Annotated in this window: 15 protein-coding genes; 7 read left to right on the forward strand and 8 right to left on the reverse strand. The window is 64.4% G+C overall.

Annotated features, from left to right (window positions below):
• Positions 1-59: 59 nt before the first annotated feature.
• The 3 genes from QJT78_RS10515 to QJT78_RS10525 all read right to left on the reverse strand — a co-directional run bounded on the left by QJT78_RS10515 (position 60) and on the right by QJT78_RS10525 (position 3,238).
• The gene (locus QJT78_RS10515; protein WP_281460229.1) at positions 60-908 is read right to left on the reverse strand and encodes a DUF1254 domain-containing protein; all 849 of its coding nucleotides are present in this window, start codon (positions 906-908) and stop codon (positions 60-62) included.
• Positions 909-1,234: 326 nt separating this feature from the next.
• Complete coding sequence (locus QJT78_RS10520) at positions 1,235-1,513, reverse strand: hypothetical protein (RefSeq protein WP_155258240.1); 279 nt, start codon at positions 1,511-1,513, stop codon at positions 1,235-1,237.
• A gap of 237 nt (positions 1,514-1,750) precedes the next feature.
• Positions 1,751-3,238 carry a hypothetical protein gene (locus QJT78_RS10525; RefSeq protein WP_028154105.1) on the reverse strand — a complete coding sequence of 496 codons (1,488 nt, stop codon included), beginning with the start codon at positions 3,236-3,238 and terminating at the stop codon, positions 1,751-1,753.
• A gap of 420 nt (positions 3,239-3,658) precedes the next feature.
• Between QJT78_RS10525 and QJT78_RS10530 the strand changes: the two genes are divergently transcribed.
• Both QJT78_RS10530 and QJT78_RS10535 read left to right on the forward strand, forming a co-directional pair.
• Entirely contained in the window at positions 3,659-3,823 is a 165-nt protein-coding gene (locus QJT78_RS10530) for a Flp family type IVb pilin (protein WP_014492421.1), read from the forward strand.
• A 450-nt stretch (positions 3,824-4,273) separates the two neighbouring features.
• Positions 4,274-4,954: a TetR/AcrR family transcriptional regulator gene (locus tag QJT78_RS10535; protein WP_028154104.1), complete on the forward strand. Its 681-nt coding sequence runs from the start codon at positions 4,274-4,276 to the stop codon at positions 4,952-4,954.
• A 152-nt stretch (positions 4,955-5,106) separates the two neighbouring features.
• On the opposite strand, the gene pyk is transcribed toward QJT78_RS10535, so the two are convergent.
• Positions 5,107-6,543, reverse strand: a complete 1,437-nt coding sequence (pyk, locus tag QJT78_RS10540; protein WP_028154103.1) for a pyruvate kinase — start codon at positions 6,541-6,543, stop codon at positions 5,107-5,109.
• The gene (locus tag QJT78_RS10545; protein WP_014492424.1) at positions 6,540-7,139 is read right to left on the reverse strand and encodes a DUF1036 domain-containing protein; all 600 of its coding nucleotides are present in this window, start codon (positions 7,137-7,139) and stop codon (positions 6,540-6,542) included. Before QJT78_RS10545 ends, pyk begins: the two co-directional genes overlap by 4 nt.
• A gap of 181 nt (positions 7,140-7,320) precedes the next feature.
• Between QJT78_RS10545 and QJT78_RS10550 the strand changes: the two genes are divergently transcribed.
• From QJT78_RS10550 to QJT78_RS10560, 3 genes are all read left to right on the forward strand, one after another.
• A complete protein-coding gene (locus QJT78_RS10550; protein WP_028154102.1) occupies positions 7,321-7,623 on the forward strand; it encodes a DUF1244 domain-containing protein in 303 nt (100 codons plus the stop codon).
• Between the two features lie 198 nt (positions 7,624-7,821).
• Positions 7,822-8,094, forward strand: coding sequence for a DUF2312 domain-containing protein (locus QJT78_RS10555; protein ID WP_014492426.1), 273 nt, complete (start codon positions 7,822-7,824; stop codon positions 8,092-8,094).
• Between the two features lie 183 nt (positions 8,095-8,277).
• Positions 8,278-8,703, forward strand: a complete 426-nt coding sequence (locus tag QJT78_RS10560) for a DUF1801 domain-containing protein (RefSeq protein ID WP_028154101.1) — start codon at positions 8,278-8,280, stop codon at positions 8,701-8,703.
• Positions 8,704-9,689: 986 nt separating this feature from the next.
• Here the strand turns inward: QJT78_RS10560 and QJT78_RS10565 are convergent.
• The 3 genes from QJT78_RS10565 to QJT78_RS10575 all read right to left on the reverse strand — a co-directional run bounded on the left by QJT78_RS10565 (position 9,690) and on the right by QJT78_RS10575 (position 15,710).
• Positions 9,690-11,312 carry a DUF882 domain-containing protein gene (locus QJT78_RS10565; protein ID WP_244433385.1) on the reverse strand — a complete coding sequence of 541 codons (1,623 nt, stop codon included), beginning with the start codon at positions 11,310-11,312 and terminating at the stop codon, positions 9,690-9,692.
• A gap of 285 nt (positions 11,313-11,597) precedes the next feature.
• A complete protein-coding gene (locus tag QJT78_RS10570; RefSeq protein ID WP_212481191.1) occupies positions 11,598-13,847 on the reverse strand; it encodes a L,D-transpeptidase family protein in 2,250 nt (749 codons plus the stop codon).
• 366 nt (positions 13,848-14,213) lie between these two features.
• Positions 14,214-15,710 (reverse strand): sigma-54 dependent transcriptional regulator, encoded by a 1,497-nt coding sequence (locus QJT78_RS10575; protein ID WP_028151684.1) that lies wholly within the window; start codon positions 15,708-15,710, stop codon positions 14,214-14,216.
• Positions 15,711-15,837: 127 nt separating this feature from the next.
• On the opposite strand from QJT78_RS10575, the gene QJT78_RS10580 reads away from it, so the two are divergent.
• Together QJT78_RS10580 and QJT78_RS10585 are read left to right on the forward strand one after the other, a co-directional pair.
• Positions 15,838-17,745, forward strand: a complete 1,908-nt coding sequence (locus QJT78_RS10580) for a M3 family oligoendopeptidase (protein ID WP_028151683.1) — start codon at positions 15,838-15,840, stop codon at positions 17,743-17,745.
• 222 nt (positions 17,746-17,967) lie between these two features.
• A complete protein-coding gene (locus tag QJT78_RS10585) occupies positions 17,968-20,955 on the forward strand; it encodes a cell division protein (protein WP_028151682.1) in 2,988 nt (995 codons plus the stop codon).
• Positions 20,956-21,032: the final 77 nt, after the last annotated feature.

Raw genomic sequence — 21,032 nt, forward strand, 5'->3', positions numbered from 1 at the left:
TCCGGCGGCTCTTCTTCGTCATCTTCGCTCCTGATTCGCAGCAAGAATCCTCGCCGCTGTCAGGCAGAAAATCCACTCAAGCTACTGTCCGAATTTGCGGGGCCAGCTCTGTTGAACACCTTGCCGCTACCCTCATGAATGACGGTCGGCGGCGGCGGCGTGATCCGCCCGAGCTTGGCTTTGCCAGCGAGGAACTCGGCAACAGTGGTGCCCACGCCGCCCCGCTCGTACGGATAGACCTTGGTGAACTTCTTAATCGTCTCGGCTACCGGCTTGGGATCGCTGTGGTTCTCAAGGAATGACCGGCCGAACCACGCGATGGTGTTAGTGCGGGCGCGTGCGACAAAGAACCCGCCGTCTGGCAGCTCACCACTATAGTCCGGCGGCACGATCAGGTACTTGCCGCCCTCGCCGCGGTCGGGGCCGGGCAGGCCGAGGTCGATAACCCAGCGAAACCAGGCATCCTGCACAGTGCCCAGAAACTTGGGCGGCGTCTCCACCACCATGGGTCCTTTGCTGAGGTCGAGGGTGCCTATAACGTAAATGGTGTCGGCGTTGGCGGTCAGGAACAGCGACTTGGCATCCATCAGCTCGGAGAAGACGATTACCTCGTTGTCCTTTACGCCTATGTCCTGCAGGCCCTTGCGCAACGCGTGGATGCTGACGCCGCGCATGTTGTCCATGAACGCGCGATACGCGTAGGTGAAGTCGAGATTGTCGAAGACTTTCTCGGCGGTCGCCCTGTTCGGCGCGCCATCCTTGAACTCAAGTGTGCCAACGCGGGTCTCGACCTTGTCGGCTGTGGTGATCGATGGTGGAATCGAAGGGGCGGTCTGAGCGACAACAACGCGGGGCAGTATCAGTGTGGCGCAAACGACGATTGCTGCAAGTGGTCCGATCAGCTTCATGGGCCGCTCCCTTAGCAGTTACTAAGGACGGAAATTCCTGACATGCTATCTGACGGAGCTGTTCGTGTAATTTGTGAAAATGTGCGGTTGTTTGAGCTAAATCAATGTACCGATTGTGACACGGCCGCTTTGGGTCAAAATGCGAAGAACGCAGAGTGAGTAAAGTCAGTCCGCTCTACGCCACCAAGCGGACCTCAATGAAAGGTGTCGCCACTTCGCTGATGGGCCACAAGCTGACATCGCTGATGCCATACTCAATCACTTCATCTGCGATGCCCAGCGTGAGCGGTATCGTTACTCCCAGCGCCTTCGCGGTCTTCCGGAAATCAGCGCGCGAATTTGTAGTAAGCGAACGCCCCCGACGTGACCGTAAGCAATGCCGAAGCAATCCAAATCGGCCCCAGCAAAAAGATGGCTATCGCGCCCTGCCCACAGGCACCGCATGCAACCCAAAACAATATTGGAAACAAACATAGCAGGATGACTACGGCAAATCCCGTACTGAGCCAAACGCCTCTCGACCCCCATCGCGCACCCAAAAACCATGGCATGACGGGAAAGCCGAAGGACAGAATAACCAAGAGGGTCATCAGATTGTCGAACATGATTGGCTCTTGGTCGTTAACACGAGGCAGATGGTTCAAGCCCATACGAGAACCGCGCGAGCCCTTGTCATCACTGCTACCCTGACTCCGGGCGCATAAGTCGAATAACAGCAATTGACATTGCCGCTTGACGACCGCCTTGGGTCAAACGGCGAAATTGCCGGAGTGCGTGCCCAGCTCCGCTTCACATCATTAGGCGAACGTCGGATCTGAGAGGACACGCCTGAAGCCGCTTCCTCACTTCGACGGCAGCGCCGCTCCGTCCGCATTGTCCCGCACATGAATGACGGCGATGTCGTCCGCGTAGATCCGCTTCCAGCCCTTAAGCTGATCGAGGATTTGCGGGCCCGGCGCATCGGCGACCAATAGCGTCGCGTCGATCTTGTACTGGTCGAGCAGGCGCGGCAGCAGCTCGGGCTTCTTGCCCTCCGTCGCCTTGAAGAAGTCCATGACGAACTTTTCGCCATAGAGCTCGGCGCGGCCGTCGACGTAAACAGGGACGTCGCGCGAGATCAGATAGCCGCCGAACTGATAGGCGTTGAAGATGCGCTGCACCCTGAGTTTTTCGAGCAGGTCGACTGCCGCAACCGGGGTCTGCGTCATCGTGAACGTGAAGCGATGGTGTCCCATATAGAGCGAGGTCGAGGTCCAGCTCGCGGCCACGATCATGAGCGCGCCGAGCGCGGTGACATAGCGGACCGGCCAGCGGTCGGCGCCGGCGGTGTCCGCCGGCGGGCGGGGGAACATCTCGCCGAGCGGCTTTGCCAGCACCAGCGGCACCAGGAAGGCGAAGGCCTCGATATTCCTGACATGGGTCAGCGCGCTCCAGGTCAGGAACAGGATCAGGAAGATCCGCGGCGCCGACAGCACGAGGCCGCGATAATAGCCGAGCGCGATCAGGCCGAGCAGTGCGCCTTCGAACCCGGTGAAGGTGGCAAAGTTCGCCGGCATCCATTCGAAGATCAGTGTCAGCAATTCGCCGAGGCTGAGGATGTTGGTCGCACCCATCAGCGTCCGCCAGCCGTAAGGCGTGCAGCAGGCAGCGATCAGCGCGCCGACGCCGAACAGCACCCAGCGCATGAACAGCTTCAGCCGCTGTCCCTTCTCGGCATGCTCGACCGCTTCGAGCGAGATCGGACCGATCAGCGCGAGGCCCAGCACGAAGCCGCCATGAAGATTCGCCCAGAGCGCCATCGGCGGCAGCCAAGTCCAGGACGGCGCGCTTCTGCGGTCGGCCGCCGCCATCAGCAGGCCGACCCACGCCACCATGACGGGCAGCGCCAGGATATGCGGACGCGCCAGCACGTGATGGATCGACAGCAGCAGCGCCAGCATCGCGAACAGAACCGCGCGCGGCGCCTCGATCTGCGCGTCGAGCAGATAGACGAAGATCGCAGCCGTGAGCGCCATCCCGATCGCGGTGAGGATGACCGGACCTGCCCAGCCCCATTGCGCGTAGGAGAAGGCGAACAGCACCTGCGATAGCCACGACGTCGAGATCCAGGATTCCCCTGGGCGCGTGAAAGAATAGAAGTCGGTGTAGGGCAGGGCGCCGTGATCGAGGATCCATTGCCCGATCTTGATCTGCCAGAACGAGTCGGAGTCCTGAAGCAGCGTGTCGCCGACGAAGAGAAAGAACAGATAGGTGCCGGCACCAACGCAGAGCGGCAGCAGTGCTCGCGCGCGACTCTGCATCGCAATGCTGTTGGCAAAGGAAAGGGACATGCCGCCTCGTCGTCCTGCTTGTTCTTGTCGGTCGGAGCATGATCCGGACCCGAAGGGCCGCGTTAGCGCAAAGTGTGTAGCGGTTTTCCGAGAAGATCATGCTCAAACAATAACCTGAAGCGCGATGAACGATTCATCTCGTCGTGCTTCAGGCCGAGCGGGCGGCATTGGACCATGCGTGGTCATAACTTCGGGTAAATCGCGCCGCAGCGGCATTGCCGCGGATCGCTACGATTTAACGGATTGTTTTCAATTCTCCTTTACCATCGCCGAATACGTGCAATCCGCTTCGTGTTTCCGCAGTCGAATTAACTGCGGCGCAATTCTTTGCCTCTAGGTTCGGTTCCATGGTCGGGCGGCGCTGGGAAGCCGAAAAGACCAGACCATTTGTCAGCCTCGTGTACTCTTTGGGAGCAGTCTATGAAGAACCTCGTTTCGCGTTTCGTGAAGGACGAATCCGGCGCTACCGCCATTGAATACGGCCTGATCGCTGCCGGCATCGCGCTCGCGATCATCACCGTCGTCAACAACCTCGGCAGCTCGCTGAACACCAAGTTCGGCTCGATCTCGTCCAGCCTCAAGTAAGACCGGACGATCTGAGAGTTTCGAGAGCCCCGTCCCGGACGGGGCTCTTTTCTTTTGTGGGGTGGAGTGAGCCGGAGGGCTGCCCGGCCTGCATAGTTCGCCCGGCGATGCAAAGCATCGTCCGAAGATGCCCGCTTTGGCGGGCTCCTCACCATGAGGGTCTGATATCTTGCCGCGAAACGCGACCTCATCCTGAGGGCCCGCCGTAGGCGGGCGTCTTGAAGGATGGGCCCGCCGGCAAGCTTCCCGGCACGTTCTTCTTCAAAGCCCTCCAGCCGGTGTCACCAGGCTTGGCGCTCCCGTCCGTCCAGCGTGACGTTCTACGCATTTGCATCTTGTCATTCACTTTGAATAGTTGTTCAGTCCTTGCGGGACGATTTGCATCTATTGCAGGGACGACGCGTTCGGCCGCGCGGGGCGTGCGGCTGGCGTGTGGACAGGAAGCGCGCCATGGTTTATCGGCGAACGCATCAAGTGGTGAAGCGCCTTGCGGCAAGGCGCAGTGCGATCCTTGCTGCAGCGCGGGAAGCTGCGGCGGAAGGTGGGATGGCTGCGGTGCAGATCGCGCCGGTTGCGGTCCGGGCCAGTGTCGCGGCCGGAACGGTCTACCGCTACTTCCCGTCCAAGTCCGAGCTGATCTCCGAATTGATAGCCGAGGTGTCGCGCGACGAGCTCGCAGCGATCCGCCGGGCGGCCGATGCCGCGCCCGGCCCATCCTCGGCGCTGGCGGCGGCCGTCACCACCGTGGCGGTCCATACGCTGTCGCAGCGCAGGCTGGCCTGGGGCATCCTGGCCGAGCCGGTCGACGTCGATGTCAGCGCGTCCCGCCTGGCCAGCCGCCGCGAGATCGCCGGCGAGATCGCCGCGCGGATCGACGCCGCCGTGCGTGCCGGCCATTTGCCGGCGCAGGATACCGCGCTCGCCGCCACCGCGCTGTTAGGGGCGCTGCATGAGGCCCTGGTCGGGCCGCTCGCGCCCGACAATCTCGACGATCCCGCCAGGATGCGCGATGCGGTGCAGACCGTGACGCTGCTGGCCCTGCGCGCCGTAGGCGTGATGGATGCCCGTGCCCGCGGTCTGGTGGTGCAGCAGACGCTGCTGCCGACCACGAAAGCGCTGGTCGGAGCCTGAAGAGCAGGGCGCGGCCAGGGCCGAGACCTGATTCCGCTCAGGTCATTGCCTGAGCGCGCCTTTCCACGAAACCCGCGCACCTTCGCCGGCAACGCCGGCTACTGTGCATGGGGTTGTTTTCGACATTTTTGTCTTGGCCCGCACCTGCGGGCCTACAAATTCGCGTCGCCCTCGGGGCCGACGGAGGCGATGCGCACCATGTTGGTGGTGCCGGGGATACCGAGCGGCACGCCGGCGACGATGATCACGCGCTGGCCGGCGCGGACAAAACCGTCGCGGAAGGCGATCTGGCCGGCGCGGCTCACCATGTCGTCCTGGTCGCGGGCATCGTCCGCCACCACGCAATGCACGCCCCAGACGACGGCGAGACGGCGTCCGGCAGCCATGTTCGGCGTGATCGCCACGATCGGCGGCTTCGGCCGCTCGCGGGCCACGCGCACGGCGGTCGAGCCCGAGCTGGTCCAGCAGATCAGCGCCGGCAGGTCGAGCGTCTCGGCGATCTGCCGCGCGGCGTCTGCGATGGCGTCGCCGGCGGTGGTTTCCGGCGCGGGGCGCTGCGCGGTGATGACGGAACGATAGGTGGGGTCGCGCTCGACCTCCTCGCCGATGCGGTTCATGGTCGAGACCGCCTCGACCGGGAATTTGCCGGCCGCCGATTCCGCCGACAGCATGATGGCGTCGGCGCCCTCATAGACGGCGGTGGCGACGTCGGAGACCTCGGCGCGGGTCGGCACCGGCGACTGGATCATCGACTCCAACATCTGGGTTGCGATCACCACCGGCTTGCCGGCGCGACGCGCCATGCGCGTCATCTGTTTCTGCAGGCTCGGCACGCGTTCCAGCGGCAGCTCGACGCCGAGGTCGCCGCGCGCCACCATCAGCGCGTCGGAGGCGTCGATGATGTCGGCGAGACGGTCGATCGCCTGCGGCTTCTCGATCTTGGCCATGACAGCGGCGCGGCCGCGGATCATCTTCTTGGCCTCGATCACGTCGTCGGCGCGCTGCACGAAGGACAGCGCGATCCAGTCGACGCCGGTCACCAGCGCGGCCTCGAGGTCGGCGCGGTCCTTCGGCGTCATCGCCGAGACCGGCAGGTCAGTGTCGGGCAGGCTGACGCCCTTGCGGTCGGACATCCGGCCGCCGACCACGACACGCGTCACCGCGTGCTCCTTCGAGGTCTCCTCCGCGATCAGGCGCACCTTGCCGTCGTCGAGCAGCAGCGAATGGCCGGGCCTGAGTGCAGCGAGAATCTCCGGATGCGGGAGATTGACGCGCGTGGCATCGCCCGGCGTCTTGTCGGAATCGAGCGTGAAGATCTGGCCGTTCTGGAGCTGGACCGCACCTTCGGCGAAGGCACCGAGCCGGAGCTTCGGGCCCTGGAGATCGACCAGGATGCCGATCGGCCGGCCATAACTGCTCTCGACGTTGCGGATCGTCGCGACCAGCTCCCGCATCTTGTCATGCGGGGTGTGGCTCATATTGATGCGGAACAGATCGGCGCCGGCCTCGAACAGGCGGCGGATCATCGCGAGGTCCGAAGAGGCAGGTCCCAGGGTCGCGAGAATCTTGATACGGCGAAGACGCCTCATGGCTTATTTCCAGACGGTGGCGAGGGGGCTGGCGGAAGGCCAGGCGCGGCGGGGGGCGTACCACCGGGCGGACTATTGGGCAAACCCGGAACGCCGCCACCCGGGCCGACAGGGCCCGGCAGGCCGGGCACGCGCTGCTGCTGTGACGGCTGCTCGTTGGCGTCGGTGAGCTGAACCGTCCAGGCCCGCTGCTCGCCGGTATCGACCTCGAAATAGCCGGTCCGGTCGTAGCCGCGCGCGAGGCAATCCTCGGTGCCGCGGATGGTGAATTCCTTGTCGCGCGAGCACATGAAGGCTTGGCCCGACCATTCGCCGCCGCGGTCATAGTCGATCGCGTAGATGTAATAGTAGCGGGCGACCAGCGTTCCCCGCAGCAGGGTCTCGCAGGAGCGGGACGAAATGTTCCACCAGCCCTCGGTGGTCCAGCCCTCGGCATCCTTGTAGCCGAGCGCAATGCCGACCCGGCTCGAGGTGTTGTTGCAAAGCCGGAAGTCGGCGGAGGCCGGGCTGGCCCAGAGGCACAGCAGGCCAACCACCAGCACCGGGACCAACCGGGCGAGCAGGCGAAGGGGGGCGCGGGGAGATTCGGCGATCATTGTCGCGGAACGTATACCAGATGATTGACGATTTGGCGTAGGGCCGGGGGCACCGGCCTTCGGGTTGGCTCTGGCGCCGTTTGCGCCGCGATGTGGCAAAATCTGTGACAAGGACCCACCTGATCCCGTAAGGGTGACCCCCATCGGGGGCAGAACCAATTCAGGCCGAAGGGATCCAGCCATGGCAATCGACGACAAAACCAGAACGGAGCTCGAGGCGGCCGCTTTCCGGCGCCTGGTCGATCATCTGAAGACGCGGACCGACGTCCAGAACATCGATCTGATGAATCTGGCCGGCTTCTGCCGCAACTGCCTGTCCAACTGGCTCAAGGACGCCGCCGACGCGCAAGGCGTGAGCTTAAGCAAGGACGAGAGCCGCGAGGCCGTCTACGGCATGCCCTACGAGACCTGGAAGTCGAAATACCAGGGCACGGCCACGCCCGAGCAGGTCGAGGCGATGAAGAAGGTTCATCCCGGGCACTGAACGGCCTCGCCGGCAGTCCGGCGGTGAGTCGCACCACACAACAGCTTTCTTCGCTCCGCCGCAGGAAGGTGTGGGCGCGCTGTGGACGAGCGCGATGCTGCCTTGAACGCGAGAGCCGCGAACCCTAAGGGTCAACCAGCACGCGCGGTGAGGATGCCGGCGTCACCTCGTTTTGCCAGTTCCATTGGGAGTACCAAGATGGCCACCTCCGCCGCCGTCCGCGACGATGAGCCCGCGACGAAATTTGCCAAGGACCAGCTCAAATCCATCATCGAGCGCATCGAGCGGCTGGAGGAAGAGAAGAAGGCGATCTCCGACGACATCCGCGACGTCTATGCCGAGAGCAAGGGCAATGGCTACGACGTCAAGGCACTGCGCACCATCGTGCGCATGCGCAAGCAGGACCCGAACGAGCGCGCCGAGGCCGAGACGATCCTCGAGACCTACATGCAGGCGCTGGGAATGCTCTGAGGCCCCGCTGTCGTCCTGGCGAAAGCCAGGACCCATAACCACAGGACGTGGTTATTGCGGCGGCCGGCAGTTGCATTATCGTTGCGCGGGATTGATACCGCGCTTCACCGATAGATCCCGCGGTATGGGTCCTGGCGTTCGCCAGGACGACACCGGTGTTGTGGCTTCATCGGGAGAGACGCTGTGACTGCGCCGCCGCTGCCGCGCGAGGTGGACCGTGCCTTCCTCGCCCTTCCGGCGCCGATCGGCAAGCGGCTACTCCAGGTGCGTGCGCTGATCTTCGCGACCGCTGCGGCGCATCACGATGTCGGCAAGCTCACCGAAACGCTAAAATGGGGCGAGCCGGCTTACCTGACCGATGAGACCGGCAGCGGCAGCACGATCCGGCTCGGCCGCCTGAAGGACTCCGACCACGCTGCCATTTTGTTCAACTGCAAGACGACGCTGGTCGATACGTTCCGCGAGCGCTTTCCCGATGAGTTCGAATATCGGCAGACCAGGGCTTTGCTGTTGCCCCTATCCGGCGCGCTGCCGAAGCAGGAGCTCACCGTCTGCCTCTCGCTGGCGTTGACATATCATCTGGATCGGCGGGTCAGGAAAGCGAGATAGAAGCTGCAGGCTTCGACACTGTAGTCTTGGAAGTGGCGAGCACGCCATTGCGCCGGTCCGGCACGCAGCCTCGATCCGCAAGATTGTCGGTCTCGGTCTCAATTGCCGCGTCCGCGTTTGGCGTCTCGTCGGGCCTGCGCCCGCTTGTTGGCCTGCGAGACTCTTCCGATTTTTTCCGGTGGGAGTTTCTTGATCCGGCGACGGCTTGGGATGGACCGCATGCCGTCCTGCGAAGTTGGGGTCGTCTGCGGGCGAGAAAACTGACGCGCCCGACGGAGTGCTAACGCCCGTCGCGCCGCTTCCCCCCCGAGTTCCCGTCGTGCTTCAAACTTTCGGATGCGCCTCAGCTCGTTCTTGACGCGCTTGATGGCGGCAGCGAAAACCGATTGGCGCCGGTTTGCATGCTCTGCCGTGCCGGAGAAACTCTTGCCGCGCGGGTCGCCTGTTCCCTTTGTTTCGCGGCGTCGATGCCGCGACAATGTACGCTCCCTGTCGCGCAGATCCCGAAGTCGGGCGCGAAGGCTCTCAAGTCCATCGCGCTCCATCTCTCCGACCACGGGATGGTGCGTACTCAATATGACTTCGCGCTCGTCGTGGTTCAGAAGGCTGAGCTCAGACTTGCATGGAACTGACATCGCATGCTCCTACTTCGCTGTGGCGACTTCCCTTGAGATGCCGGCGCCGCTGCGGAAACGCGGAACACCAAGGCAAACGCAATCGCGTCCTCGGACTTTGTCATCGCGTCCGTTCTGGGCGCATTGCCACAATGCGCGTTTGGAATGCGTAGCGATACCGGGTGGATTACCCGTTGGAAGTGGGGGAATCTCCCTTAGTGCAGATGCGCACCAGGCCGGGACGACACTTGAGCGTGTGGCGCTGTCGTGCCCCAGGGATTGCGCGGAGCCTGTCATCGGGCGGCGCTTCGCGCCGACCCGTTGGCTTCATCCCGGCTTGCGGGACTACCGAACGGCGTGAGGGGAAAGATCTCAGCGCAGCGCGGCGGTGCGCATGACGAACGACGTCGTCTCGAGCTTCGCGGTCGCGCTGCCCGTAAAGCTGTCGCAGGACAGGCCCTGCATCGGATCGTCGGCAAAGCCCATCGCGATCACCGCCTGCGGCTTGACGAAATAGCCGCGCAGGGCAACCGTATCGAGCTCGCCCATCAGCGTGACCGACATCGCGCGGCTGGCGCTCGGCGACAGCATCACGATCTTGAGCCAGATGCTTTCGCCTCTGGCGGCGGAGAGGCGGGTCGCGGTTGCGATCCTGCCGTCGATGCTCTTGCCGACCACCGTGTTGATCTCGGTCGCGGGCGCAAGGCCGCGCGTCGCGGCAACGGGGCGGCCTGTGCGCGGGACCGGCGCGGAGGCGGCGACGACGTTGGCGCGGTCGACCGGGGAGGCGGACGCCGGCGCATAGGCCAGCGCCTGATAGGCCGCGCTGGAGACGCTCGCGGTCGCTTGCGGCTCGGTGGCGGCGGCGAGCGCCTGGCGGGCCTTCAGCGCCGCCACTTGAGCTGGCGTCGCCTGCTGCGGGGTCGCAGGGGTATCCCAGAAGCCGCGGGCATTGATGATGTCGGCCGGGGTCTCGGGCTTGCCCTCAACAGATTTGCCGGCCGCCGGCTTGTCAGCCACGGGCGCGGGCTTCGGCTTGGGCGCTGCAACGAGCTGCGCATCGGCCGAAGCGAGCTGGATCGCAGCGGCGATCTGCGGCTTGGCGCGCGGGGTCGGCACCGGATCGGCCGGCTTGGCCGCGGCGGCAACCACGGTCGGCGCAACAGGCTTCGCGGCCGGGGCGGGTGCGCTCTCGTCATCCTCGTCGCTGCTCGTGGCGGCCGGAGCCGACTTGCTCCTGAACAGGGCGGCAAAGAAACTCGGCTTGCTGCCGGAATCGTCGCTAGTGCCGCGGCGCTCGATGTCGGCCTTGGCCAGCTCATAGCCCTTCAGCGGCGTGCCGTCGGTCGGGACGTGGACCGTGCGGCCATCCGGGAACACGCGGGCGAGCTGGTCATGCGTCATGCGCGGCCAGTGCCGGATGCTGCCGGTATCCAGATGCACGAACGGCGAGCCGGACGTCGGATAGAAGCCGACGCCGCCGCGCTGCAGGCGCAGGCCGGCGAAGCGGATCTGCTCCAGCGGCACGCCCGGAATGTAGAAGTCCATCGCATGCCCCAGCATGTGCTGGCTGAAGCGCGCCACGCCCGAAGAGCGGCGGCGGAGCATGGCGTTGGTGGCGGGGGAGCGGTAGGAGGAGATGATCTGGATCGGCTGCTTGCCGTCGACGTCGCGATAGACTTCCCAGAGGATGTCGAACAGGCGGCGGTCCATGACCGTTTCGTCCTGGGTGCGCCAGTCGCGCAGGAAGTGGTTGAGCTGCTTCAGCGCGACCTCGTCGAAGCGGCCATCGCGCTTGAAGGTGACGGTGAGGTCTTCGCCGGAATGGGTGTGGTGGAACGAGAGCGTCTTGGTCTCGTTCAGCGCGGCGGCGTCATGGACCGAGCCCGCGGCAGCAAGCAGCAGTGCGGAAGCGAGGCCGATCCGGGATCCGGCCTTCACTCCCGCATGGGACAACGACAGCACTGCGAATTTGCGTGCGAGACCAGTCAGCACGAATGAGCCCACCCAGTCGACGAGCGTTCAAAATGGACTCTCCCGGCAACCCCGTTAGCGCGCGAAAGAGGATGAACGCTTTCTTAAAGCGAGAAGGTTAATTCGAGGTTGACCTTCCCGACCCCAAACCAAGTCAGAACACGAACCTAACCGGCTCAGTGTGGCAAAAAAACGCCCGCTGCCGGAGTTCGGGTCGAGAATGGTTAACGTTAAGCGACCCCATCCAGGGGGATGAGGTCGCTGATCTTACTAGAGAATTTCCGGCAAAATCCTGTCGGGGAGGCCTCAGCGGGTAAACACCCGCTGCTGCTGCGGCCGCCGGCCGACCGGAGCCGGCGGCGGGGCCAGGGTCGGGGCCCCGAACAGCCGTTCGAAGAAGTTCGGGCCCGACGAGCCGAAGCTGCTGCCACCGTTGTTGGCGATCGCCACGCCCGAGGGCAGCGTCGTCGCCGGGCGCGAATAGCTCGGCTGGGAGTGTGCGACGACGTTCTCGAGGTCCTTGCCGCGGCCGTTCTTCAGGATGTTGATCATGGTCGCGTCACGGCCATAGACGTCCTTGCGGATCTGCAGCTTGCCGCCATCGTCCACGAACGCGGTCTGATAGGTGATGTTGACCGGGATCGGCGTCGGGAATTTCAGGTCGATTTCGCTCTTGCCGTACATGCTGCGCACGCGCTCCGGCGTGTACTTCTCGTTCGGCATGGCGATGTTGAGCAGCACGGAGGCGTATTGATCCGGATTCTGCACGCGCATGCAGCCATGGCTGAAGGCGCGATCTTCCTTGGCGAACAGGTTCTTGTCCGGCGTGTCGTGCTGATAGACCAGGAACTTGTTCGGGAAGTTGAAGCGGATGCGGCCGAGCGCGTTGGCTTCACCGGGCGGCTGCGAGATGTGCACGGAGCCGTCGCGGTTCTGCTCGAGCTTGAGGCCCATGCGCTGGAGCACGGTCGGGTCCTGCTGAAGCGCCGGCAGGTATTCGTTGTAGACGATCGACGGCGGCACGTTCCAGGTCGGATTGACCGTGATGTACTTCATCGTCTCGGTCAGCAGCGGGGTCGCATGCGTGCCCGGCTTGCCGGTGACGACGCGGGTGGTCCAGACCTGCTGGCCGCGCTGCATCACCTTCAGCGTGTAGTCGGGAATGTTGAGGATGACATAGGCATCGCCCAGCGAGGGGACGCCGAGGTCGCGCGGCAGCCAGCGCCAGCGCTCCATGTTCACCAGCACCGTGTCGATCTGCTTGTCGCGCTTCGGGGTGTTGATCGCCTTGACGGTCTTGTCGTCGAGGATGCCTGTTACCTTCATCTCGGCGCCGCTCTGGAATTTGCGCACGGCTTCGGCGACGGTGGCGTCATAGCGGGTGTCGCTGGCGTTCTCGGCGAGGCCGAGCTTGGCGCGGAGCTGCGGCACGCGCGGATCTTCGACGACGATTTCAGCCTGCTTCTTGCCCGCCGGAGTGTATTTCAGCGCCGGACCGTCGGCGATCTCGATCACCGGGCCGCTGCCCAGGCCGCGCAGCTCGGCGAGCTTGGCCTTCAGCTCCTTGTAGAGCTTCTGCGGCGGGTTATAGCTGTCGAGCGCTGCGGAGGCGTCGGCCGCGGTCGTGACCTTGGCGAGCACCTCGCTCGGATCAACCGGATGCTCGGGATAGAGGATGTCGCCGCTGACCTGCGACCAGTGCATGCGGCCGCTCTGGGCCTGGCGCGCATAATCGAACATGCTGGCGGTGAGCTTCAGCTCGGCATCGGCGAGCGCATCGGGCGTCGTGGCGGCGGCGAAATCCGGCACCGGGTAGTCGGCGGGATTGAGGCCATCGGAGGCAGCATCCTTCAGCCGCGCGATCACGCCCTTGGCCGCGGCGGTCAGGCTGCCGGCCTGGGTCCAGACCGGCGCAAAGTCGCGTGCACCGTAAAACTTCTCGATCGCGGCGCGCTCGTTCTTGCGGTCGAAATGGCGCGAGGTCTTGGCGCCGATGATGTCCTTGAGCTTGTCGGCGACCGGCTGGTCGGCGGCGGGAACGTTGCTCGCGGCCTTCACGGGCTCGGCGGCCGGAGCCGCAGCGGGGGCCGCAGGCGCGGCCGGCGTTGCCGTCGCGGTGTCGGCCTTTGCCGGTTCGGATTTGGCAGGCTCGGTCTTCGCGGCCTCGGACTTGGCGGGCTCGGTCTTGGCGGGCTCGGTCTTGGCGGGCTCGATCTTGGCGGTTTCGCTCTTCGGCGCCTCAGGTGCAGGCGTGGTGGCGACGTCGGAAGGCTTGGTCTCGACCTTGTCGGGGGCCGGTGCGGCTTCGGCCTTCACCGGCTCCTTTGCGGAGTCCTGAACCGTTGCGGTGGTGTCGAGCTTGATGTCGGATGCGGTCGGGGGCGGAACGTTTGCGGGCTCGGGGCGCGGGATCGCGGCTTCGATCGCGAGCTCGGCGGCGCTGCTGCGCGCCTGATCCTGCGCCAGGGCCGAGCTGGCCGATACCGTGAGGAAGGTCGCCGCGACCGTCATCAAGACGCGGTCAAAGCCCGCACGGTGGTTCAAACAGTCACGCATTGTGTCGCACCCCTCGGGTGAACTGTCCCTCGTGGAACAGCTTCATTATCGCCTAATGAGCTTCGGGCTAAACTGCGCCGGCCGCTCGAAAGTTGCACGCCTGCACGCAACGATTCATACGCGGACGAACGAATCCTACGCAGACGATATACAGGCCCCGTTTGGGCGGCCAGCGCTACCCGGGACAACTCACGACAAACTGACTTCAAGAAAGCCCGTTTGCAACGGATTGTGCGGCTTTGGCAGACGCTTTTCCATGTGTCTGTCACTTCCAAGTCACGGTTCACGTCGCAGCCGGATTTTGCCGTAATGCGAAGGGCTTGCGGCGTCATCGCAACGCCGGGCGAACCTCCGTTCGCATGAGGCTCAGGGCGTCTCCTCGCCGCTTTTACCGCCATGTCCGGGAACCCCGGCTTCGTCGAGCTTGCGGTAGAGGGTGGACCGGCCGATCTTGAGGCGGCGGGCGACCTCGGACATCTGCCCCCGATAATGCGAGATCGCGAAGCGGATGATCTCGTTCTCCATGTCGTCCAGCGGGCGGACGTCGCCGGTGGGGGTCAGCATGGAAAGGGTGCCCGCCAACGGCAGCGGCGCGATCGGTATTTCACCACCCGACACCACCGAGGGCGCCGCGATCGGCTCGAGCATCAGCGGCGCGGTCGGGATGTCGGCCTCGAGATGCGGCTGCGGGGTGAGCAGGGGGAAGTCGGCAAGGTCAAGCTGGTCGCCCTCGCTCATCACCACCGCGCGGTAGACCGCGTTTTCGAGCTGGCGGATGTTGCCGGGCCAGTCGAGCTGGGCGAGGTGCGCCACGGCCTCGCCGCTGATGCCGGTGATGAGGCGGTTCTCCTCGGCGGCAAAGCGCGCCAGGAAATGCCGGAGCAGATGCGGGATGTCCTCACGCCGCGCCCGCAGCGAGGGGATCGTCAGCGGCAGCACGTGGAGCCGATAGAACAGGTCCTCGCGGAAATGGCCCTGCTTCACCCGCTCCAGCAGCCTGCGGTTGGTCGCGGAGATGATCCGAACGTCGACCTTCAACGGCTTGCGCCCGCCGACTGCTTCGACCGCGCCTTCCTGAAGTGCGCGCAGCAGCTTGACCTGCGCGGTGAGCGGCAGCTCGCTGACCTCGTCCAGGAACAGCGTGCCGCCATGAGCCTCGACGAACTTGCCGGTGTGCCGTTCGGTGGCGCCGGTGAAGGCGCCCTTCTCGTGACCGAACAGGATCGACTCGACCAAATTGTCGGGGATCGCGCCGCAATTGACCGCAACGAACGGCTTCGCCTTGCGCTCGCCGCTGCCATGGATGGCGCGTGCGAACATCTCCTTACCGACGCCGGACTCGCCCTCGATCAGCACGGGGATCGACGAGCCCGCGGCCTTCTGCGCGGCGCGCATCACGGCCGCCATCGCCTCGGCGCGGGTGATGATGTCGGAGAAAGTCAGCCGGCCCTCGCGGCTGTGACGGATGCGCTGCAACTCGCCCTTGAGCGCGGAGGCATTGAGTGCGTTGCGCAGAGAGACCTGGAGCCGTTCCAAGCCAACCGGCTTGACGACGAAATCGGCCGCGCCCGCGCGCATCGCCGAGATCACGTTGTCGATGCCACCATGGGCGGTCTGCACGATGACGGGGACGCCGATGCCGGCCTCGCGGATTTTCGCCAGCACGCCCAGGCCGTCGAGGCCGGGCATCACGAGATCGAGGATGACGGCGTCGATCGCCGGTGCATCGGGGGCGGTGAGGGCGGCGATCGCGGCGTCGCCGGAGTCCACGACGACCGTCTCATAGCCGCATTTCTGCACCATGTTCTCGACCAGCCGGCGGGCTACAGCGTCGTCGTCGGCGATCAAAATACAGGCAGCCATGGTGTTCCCCGCACGCTACTACTATCTGTCTCGAATCGGGTCACTCTGGCCGAAGCCGATTAACGCACTCTTAAACCTTGATGCCCCCGCCCGCCGTCGCGCTTGTTGAACACAGGTTTCCCACACAATGAATTCGCGCTCCAAATCCGCTCTCAAGAAATCTGCGTCCAGCAAGCCCGCTCTCCGCAAGCCAAGCACCAGGAAATCCGCCGCCAAGGCAAAATCCTCCAAATCTTTGCCCGCAAAGCCTGCGGGCAAGACCGGCAGGCTTCCGGAGTGGAACCTCGCCGACCTCTATTCCGGGATCGATGCGCCGGAAGTGGCGCGCGATCTCGAAAGGATGGACGCCGATTGCGTCGCGTTCGAGACCGACTACAAGGGCAAGCTCGCCACAGGGACAGCAAACGAAGATGGCGGAAAATGGCTCGCCGAGGCGGTGCGACGCTATGAGGCGATCGACGATCTCGCCGGGCGTCTCGGCTCCTATGCCGGTCTCGTCCATGCCGGCGACAGCGTTGATCCCAAGATTTCAAAGTTTTACGGCGACGTCTCCGAGCGGCTGACGGGGGCGTCCACGCATCTCCTGTTCTTCGCGCTCGAGCTCAACCGCGTCGATGACGATATTTTGAACCGCGCGATGCAGGCCGCCGAGCTCGCGCATTACCGTCCCTGGATCGAGGATCTGCGCAAGGAGAAGCCGTACCAGCTCGACGACAAGCTCGAGCAGCTCTTCCTGGAGAAGTCGCAAACCGGCTATTCCGCCTTCAACCGGCTGTTCGACCAGACCATCTCGGGCCTGCGCTTCAAGGTCGGCGCCAAAGAGCTCGCGATCGAGCCGACGCTCAATTTTTTGCAGGACCGCGACGGCGCCAAGCGCAAGGCCGCGGCCGAAGCGCTGGCCAAAACCTTCAAGGCCAATGAGCGCACCTTTGCGCTGATCACCAACACGCTCGCCAAGGACAAGGACATCTCCGACCGCTGGCGCGGCTTTCAGGATGTCGCGGATTCCCGCCACCTGAACAACCGCGTCGAGCGCGAGGTGGTGGATGCGCTGGTCGCCTCGGTGCGCGCGGCCTATCCAAAGCTGTCGCATCGCTATTATGCGTTGAAGGCGAAGTGGTTCGGCAAGAAGCGGCTGGCTTATTGGGACCGCAACGCGCCGCTGCCGTTTGCCGCGACCGACGTCATCGGCTGGCCCGATGCGCGTAACATGGTGCTAACGGCCTATCGCGGTTTCTCGCCCAAAATGGCCGATATCGCCGAGCGCTTCTTCACCGACCGCTGGATCGACGCGCCGGTGCGTCCGGGCAAGGCGCCGGGCGCGTTCTCGCATCCGACCACGCCGTCGGCGCATCCTTACGTGCTGATGAACTACCAGGGCAAGCCGCGCGACGTGATGACGCTCGCGCATGAGCTCGGCCATGGCGTGCACCAAGTGCTGGCGGCGAAGAACGGCGCGCTGATGGCGCCGACGCCGCTGACGCTGGCTGAGACCGCGAGCGTGTTCGGCGAGATGCTGACGTTCCGCCGGCTGCTGGCGCAGACCAAGAGCGCGAAGCAGCGCCAGGCGCTGCTCGCCGGCAAGGTCGAGGACATGATCAACACCGTGGTGCGGCAGATCGCGTTTTATTCGTTCGAGCGCGCGGTCCACACCGAGCGCAAGAACGGCGAGCTCACCGCGACGCGGCTCGGTGAGATCTGGCTGTCGGTGCAGGGCGAGAGCCTCGGGCCGGCGATCGAGATCAAGGCGGGCTATGAGAACTACTGGATGTACATCCCGCACTTCATCCATTCGCCGTTCTACGTCTACGCCTATGCCTTCGGCGATTGTCTCGTGAACTCGCTCTACGCCGTCTACGAGAATGCGGCCGAGGGCTTCGCCGAGCGCTATCTTGACATGCTCGCCGCCGGCGGCACCAAGCATTATTCCGAGCTGCTGCGGCCGTTCGGGCTCGATGCCAAGGATCCCAAATTCTGGGACGGCGGTCTCTCGGTCATCGCCGGGATGATCGACGAGCTCGAGGCGATGGGCTGAGGCGAAGCGCGAGTTCCTTCCCGGCGCACGGAATGCGGGTGTCGCAAGTTTTTGCGGCCCCAGTTCCATCCATGGGCGCGGGCGACCTTCGCGGCGGAGGCCGGCAATTTGCTACGTGCGATTGAACGTTCGCGCGGCCCGCAAGACTAACTCAACAGATACTCGGAAATGATTTTCTACTATTGATTGTGGATTGATCGGTTTCTCCCTGGGGAGGCACCCATGCTCCATCAAGGGCCCGCCACGCCGGTTCCGATGGCGAGAAATGCTGCCGCCGTCGATCAGGAAACGCCCTGGTGCGAGAAGCACCATCAGATCGTCTGCGATGAGACCGAGGCGATCAACACCCGACGCGAGCCGGAACGGCGCCTCGATGCCGACGGCCTGCAACCCTGCCAGTTGCTCGACGTCGTCGGGCTTGCGTTGTCCGGCGGCGGCATTCGCTCGTCGGCCGTTTGCCTCGGCGTGCTCCAGGCACTGAACCACCACAATCTGATCGGCCGGATCGACTATCTCTCCACGGTGTCGGGCGGCGGCTATATCGGCACCTCGCTCAGCGCCACCATGACGACCGCACGGCGCTTTGTGTTCGGCGAAAGACCCGCTGGCGTAACCGTCACGTCCGCCGAGATCAGCGATACGCCGTCGGTCGGACACCTGCGCAACTATTCCAACTATCTGATCCCTGCCGGGGCCCGCGATCTCCTGACCGGAGTTGCGATCGTCGTGCGGGGACTGGTCGCCAATATCGGGTTGACGCTGCCCATCGTGCTGCTGCTTGCCGCCATCACCATCTGGTCAACGCCGCTGCGGAGCTGCCTGACGGATGCGAACATCTTCGGCATCAGTCTCAACAACAGGTCGTTGTGCGAGCTGCACGATTTCAGCGACATCGATCGTTATGGATTCAGCACATTCGGCCTGGTCGTCGCGCTGGTGATGTTCGCTTGCAGCGGGCTCGCCTATTTCACCTCCCGCTCCGTCCGCGGCAGCGGTCCCAGCGTCGTGTTCGCCTATGTTGGCGGGATCGCGCTGTTGCTGGGCGTCGCGTGCGACTTCGCGCGGTTTCTCAAGGTCCAGCATTTTGCGTTGAGCCTGTCGATCGCGATCATCGGCGGCGTCCTGTTCTTCGGATGGGCGCTCAAGCAGTCGCTCGCGAGTCCCGGCAAGCGGCAGGAGTTTCGATCGCACTGGCCGAGCATGGGCGCGACCTTCCTGGTGCTGCTGGCGGTGATCGCCTTCTTCGAGTTTCAGCCCTTCATGCTGGAGCAGATGTTCGATGTCGCCGAGAGCAGCGCAATCGGTGGACCGGCTGCTGCGGTTGCGATCACCTGGATCAAGTCGCTCGCGGCGGTGGCTGCGCCAATCGGCGTCTTCGTCACCGCGTTCAGGCAGCAATTCGTAGAATTGCTGAAGGGCAACAGCGCATCCTCGCAATGGGGTTCGCTTGTGCTCGCGGTCGTCGCCAAGGTCGCGCTATGGATCGCGGGCCTTGCGCTTCCGCTCGTCATCTGGGTCGCATACCTCTATCTGTCCTATTGGGGCATCGCCAACGATCTGTTCGAGAGGTGCCCGTCCGTTATGGGCGCAACCTCCCAGCGAGAGTGCCTGGTCAATGCCAAATCGAACGCGCCGTCCGGCAGCCTCGCAGGCAGGATTCAGTTCGATGCCAGCAAGGGGACCTTGTCGGCGGAAATCACGCCGAAAGCCGCACCGCAGGTCGTGGCAGATGCCGAGCAGTTGACGCCGACCTGGCACACGCCCGCCTGGCTCCTGTTCCTGGCTCAGAAAGCGGGGCAGGTGGTTCAGGTGCGTTTTCCCAGCCTGTTCCAGGGCAATGCTTCGGAGCTCGCCTACTCCTACAGCCTGCACATGGTGATCCTCTACACGTTCGCCGGCGTCCTGCTGTTCGCCATCTCGTTCTGCCTGACGCCGAATGCGAACTCGTTGCATCGGCTCTATCGCGACCGCCTGAGCAAGGCCTTCCTGTTCGATCCGACGCGTTCGGCCGACGGGCGCGTCGCGCCCGCCGAAGCCAGTCTCGACCAGGGGCGCGATTTCAAGGCGCTCGATCGCATGAAGCTGACGGATCTCTACGCCGCTCCGGCCGCGACGGCCCGGACTCCAGGGCCGCCGGCTGCGCCGAAGCTGCACGCGCCCTATCAGCTCATCAATACGGCGCTGAATATTCAGGGCTCCGACTTTGCCAACCGGCGCGGACGCAACGCGGACTTCTTCGTGTTCTCCGCCCTGAACGTCGGCAGCGAGGCGACGGGCTATGCGCCCACCGCTCTGGTGCAGGACGACGAGCAAAGTCTCGATCTCGCCACCGCAATGGCAATTTCCGGAGCCGCGGCCTCCTCGAACATGGGGTCGAGCTCGATCAAGGCGCTGACGCCGACGCTTGCGCTCCTCAACGTCCGGCTCGGCTACTGGCTGAAGAACCCGCGTTACGTCGATGAGCGTGTCCGACCGCAGCGCCGCTCCACGCCGATCTATTTCTGGTCGGAGATCTCGGGGCGCCTGTACGAGAACAGCGACAGCGTCTATCTGACGGACGGCGGTCATATCGAGAATCTCGGCGTCTACGAGCTGTTGCGGCGCCGTTGCAAGGTGATCATCGCGGTCGATGCGGAAGCCGATGCGCCGATGAATTTCGGTTCCCTGATGACGTTGCAACGTTACGCCCGCATCGATCTCGGCGTCCGCATCGACCTGCCATGGACGCCGATTCGCGAGCGCACGCGTGCGCTGATGGCGCGCAATGCCGACAAGGCGGGTGATCCCGGCGCGGCCGACGAGCGCGACGACATTGCGCGAGACCACGTCCACGTCGCGATCGGCACCATCGACTATGGAGGCGACGAGCAGGGTTATCTCGTTTACGTCAAATCGTCGCTCAATGGCGACGAGAACGACTATATCCGGGACTACGCGCGGCGAAACGACCGCTTCCCGCACGAGACCACGGGTGACCAGTTCTTCTCGGAGGAGCAGTTCGAGGTCTACCGCGCGCTGGGCTTCCACATGGCGCACGGTTTCCTGTCCGGTGACAATCCGGTCGCGGTCGGGTCCGGCGTCGATCCGCATATGGCCCGATTCACTGAAGCGGGCGAGCCGGCGATCGACGCGGTCCGCGAGGCGCTCGGTCTTCCGATACCCCGGCGGCAAACCGCGAGCGTCACCGCCACGATGATCGATCAGGGCTGAGCAGCGCGCCAGCCGGATTCCCGGCAATCGGAATTCCAAATCACCTCATTTGCCCGAAAACCGGCCATCGGTGCCGT

Origin of the sequence: Bradyrhizobium sp. Mp27 (assembly GCF_029953005.1) — a bacterium.
Taxonomy (GTDB): Bacteria; Pseudomonadota; Alphaproteobacteria; order Rhizobiales; family Xanthobacteraceae; genus Bradyrhizobium; species Bradyrhizobium barranii.

What these genes read in the sequence shown, in the direction of transcription:
- QJT78_RS10535 (WP_028154104.1), top strand. Translation starts at nt 4,274, where the DNA reads ATGGTTTATCGGCGAACGCATCAAGTGGTGAAGCGCCTTGCGGCAAGG.
- QJT78_RS10555 (WP_014492426.1), top strand. Translation starts at nt 7,822, where the DNA reads ATGGCCACCTCCGCCGCCGTCCGCGACGATGAGCCCGCGACGAAATTT.
- QJT78_RS10580 (WP_028151683.1), top strand. Translation starts at nt 15,838, where the DNA reads ATGAATTCGCGCTCCAAATCCGCTCTCAAGAAATCTGCGTCCAGCAAG.
- QJT78_RS10570 (WP_212481191.1), bottom strand. Translation starts at nt 13,847, where the DNA reads ATGCGTGACTGTTTGAACCACCGTGCGGGCTTTGACCGCGTCTTGATG.
- QJT78_RS10575 (WP_028151684.1), bottom strand. Translation starts at nt 15,710, where the DNA reads ATGGCTGCCTGTATTTTGATCGCCGACGACGACGCTGTAGCCCGCCGG.
- QJT78_RS10515 (WP_281460229.1), bottom strand. Translation starts at nt 908, where the DNA reads ATGAAGCTGATCGGACCACTTGCAGCAATCGTCGTTTGCGCCACACTG.
- QJT78_RS10530 (WP_014492421.1), top strand. Translation starts at nt 3,659, where the DNA reads ATGAAGAACCTCGTTTCGCGTTTCGTGAAGGACGAATCCGGCGCTACC.
- QJT78_RS10525 (WP_028154105.1), bottom strand. Translation starts at nt 3,238, where the DNA reads ATGTCCCTTTCCTTTGCCAACAGCATTGCGATGCAGAGTCGCGCGCGA.
- QJT78_RS10545 (WP_014492424.1), bottom strand. Translation starts at nt 7,139, where the DNA reads ATGATCGCCGAATCTCCCCGCGCCCCCCTTCGCCTGCTCGCCCGGTTG.
- QJT78_RS10585 (WP_028151682.1), top strand. Translation starts at nt 17,968, where the DNA reads ATGCTCCATCAAGGGCCCGCCACGCCGGTTCCGATGGCGAGAAATGCT.
- QJT78_RS10520 (WP_155258240.1), bottom strand. Translation starts at nt 1,513, where the DNA reads ATGTTCGACAATCTGATGACCCTCTTGGTTATTCTGTCCTTCGGCTTT.
- pyk (WP_028154103.1), bottom strand. Translation starts at nt 6,543, where the DNA reads ATGAGGCGTCTTCGCCGTATCAAGATTCTCGCGACCCTGGGACCTGCC.
- QJT78_RS10550 (WP_028154102.1), top strand. Translation starts at nt 7,321, where the DNA reads ATGGCAATCGACGACAAAACCAGAACGGAGCTCGAGGCGGCCGCTTTC.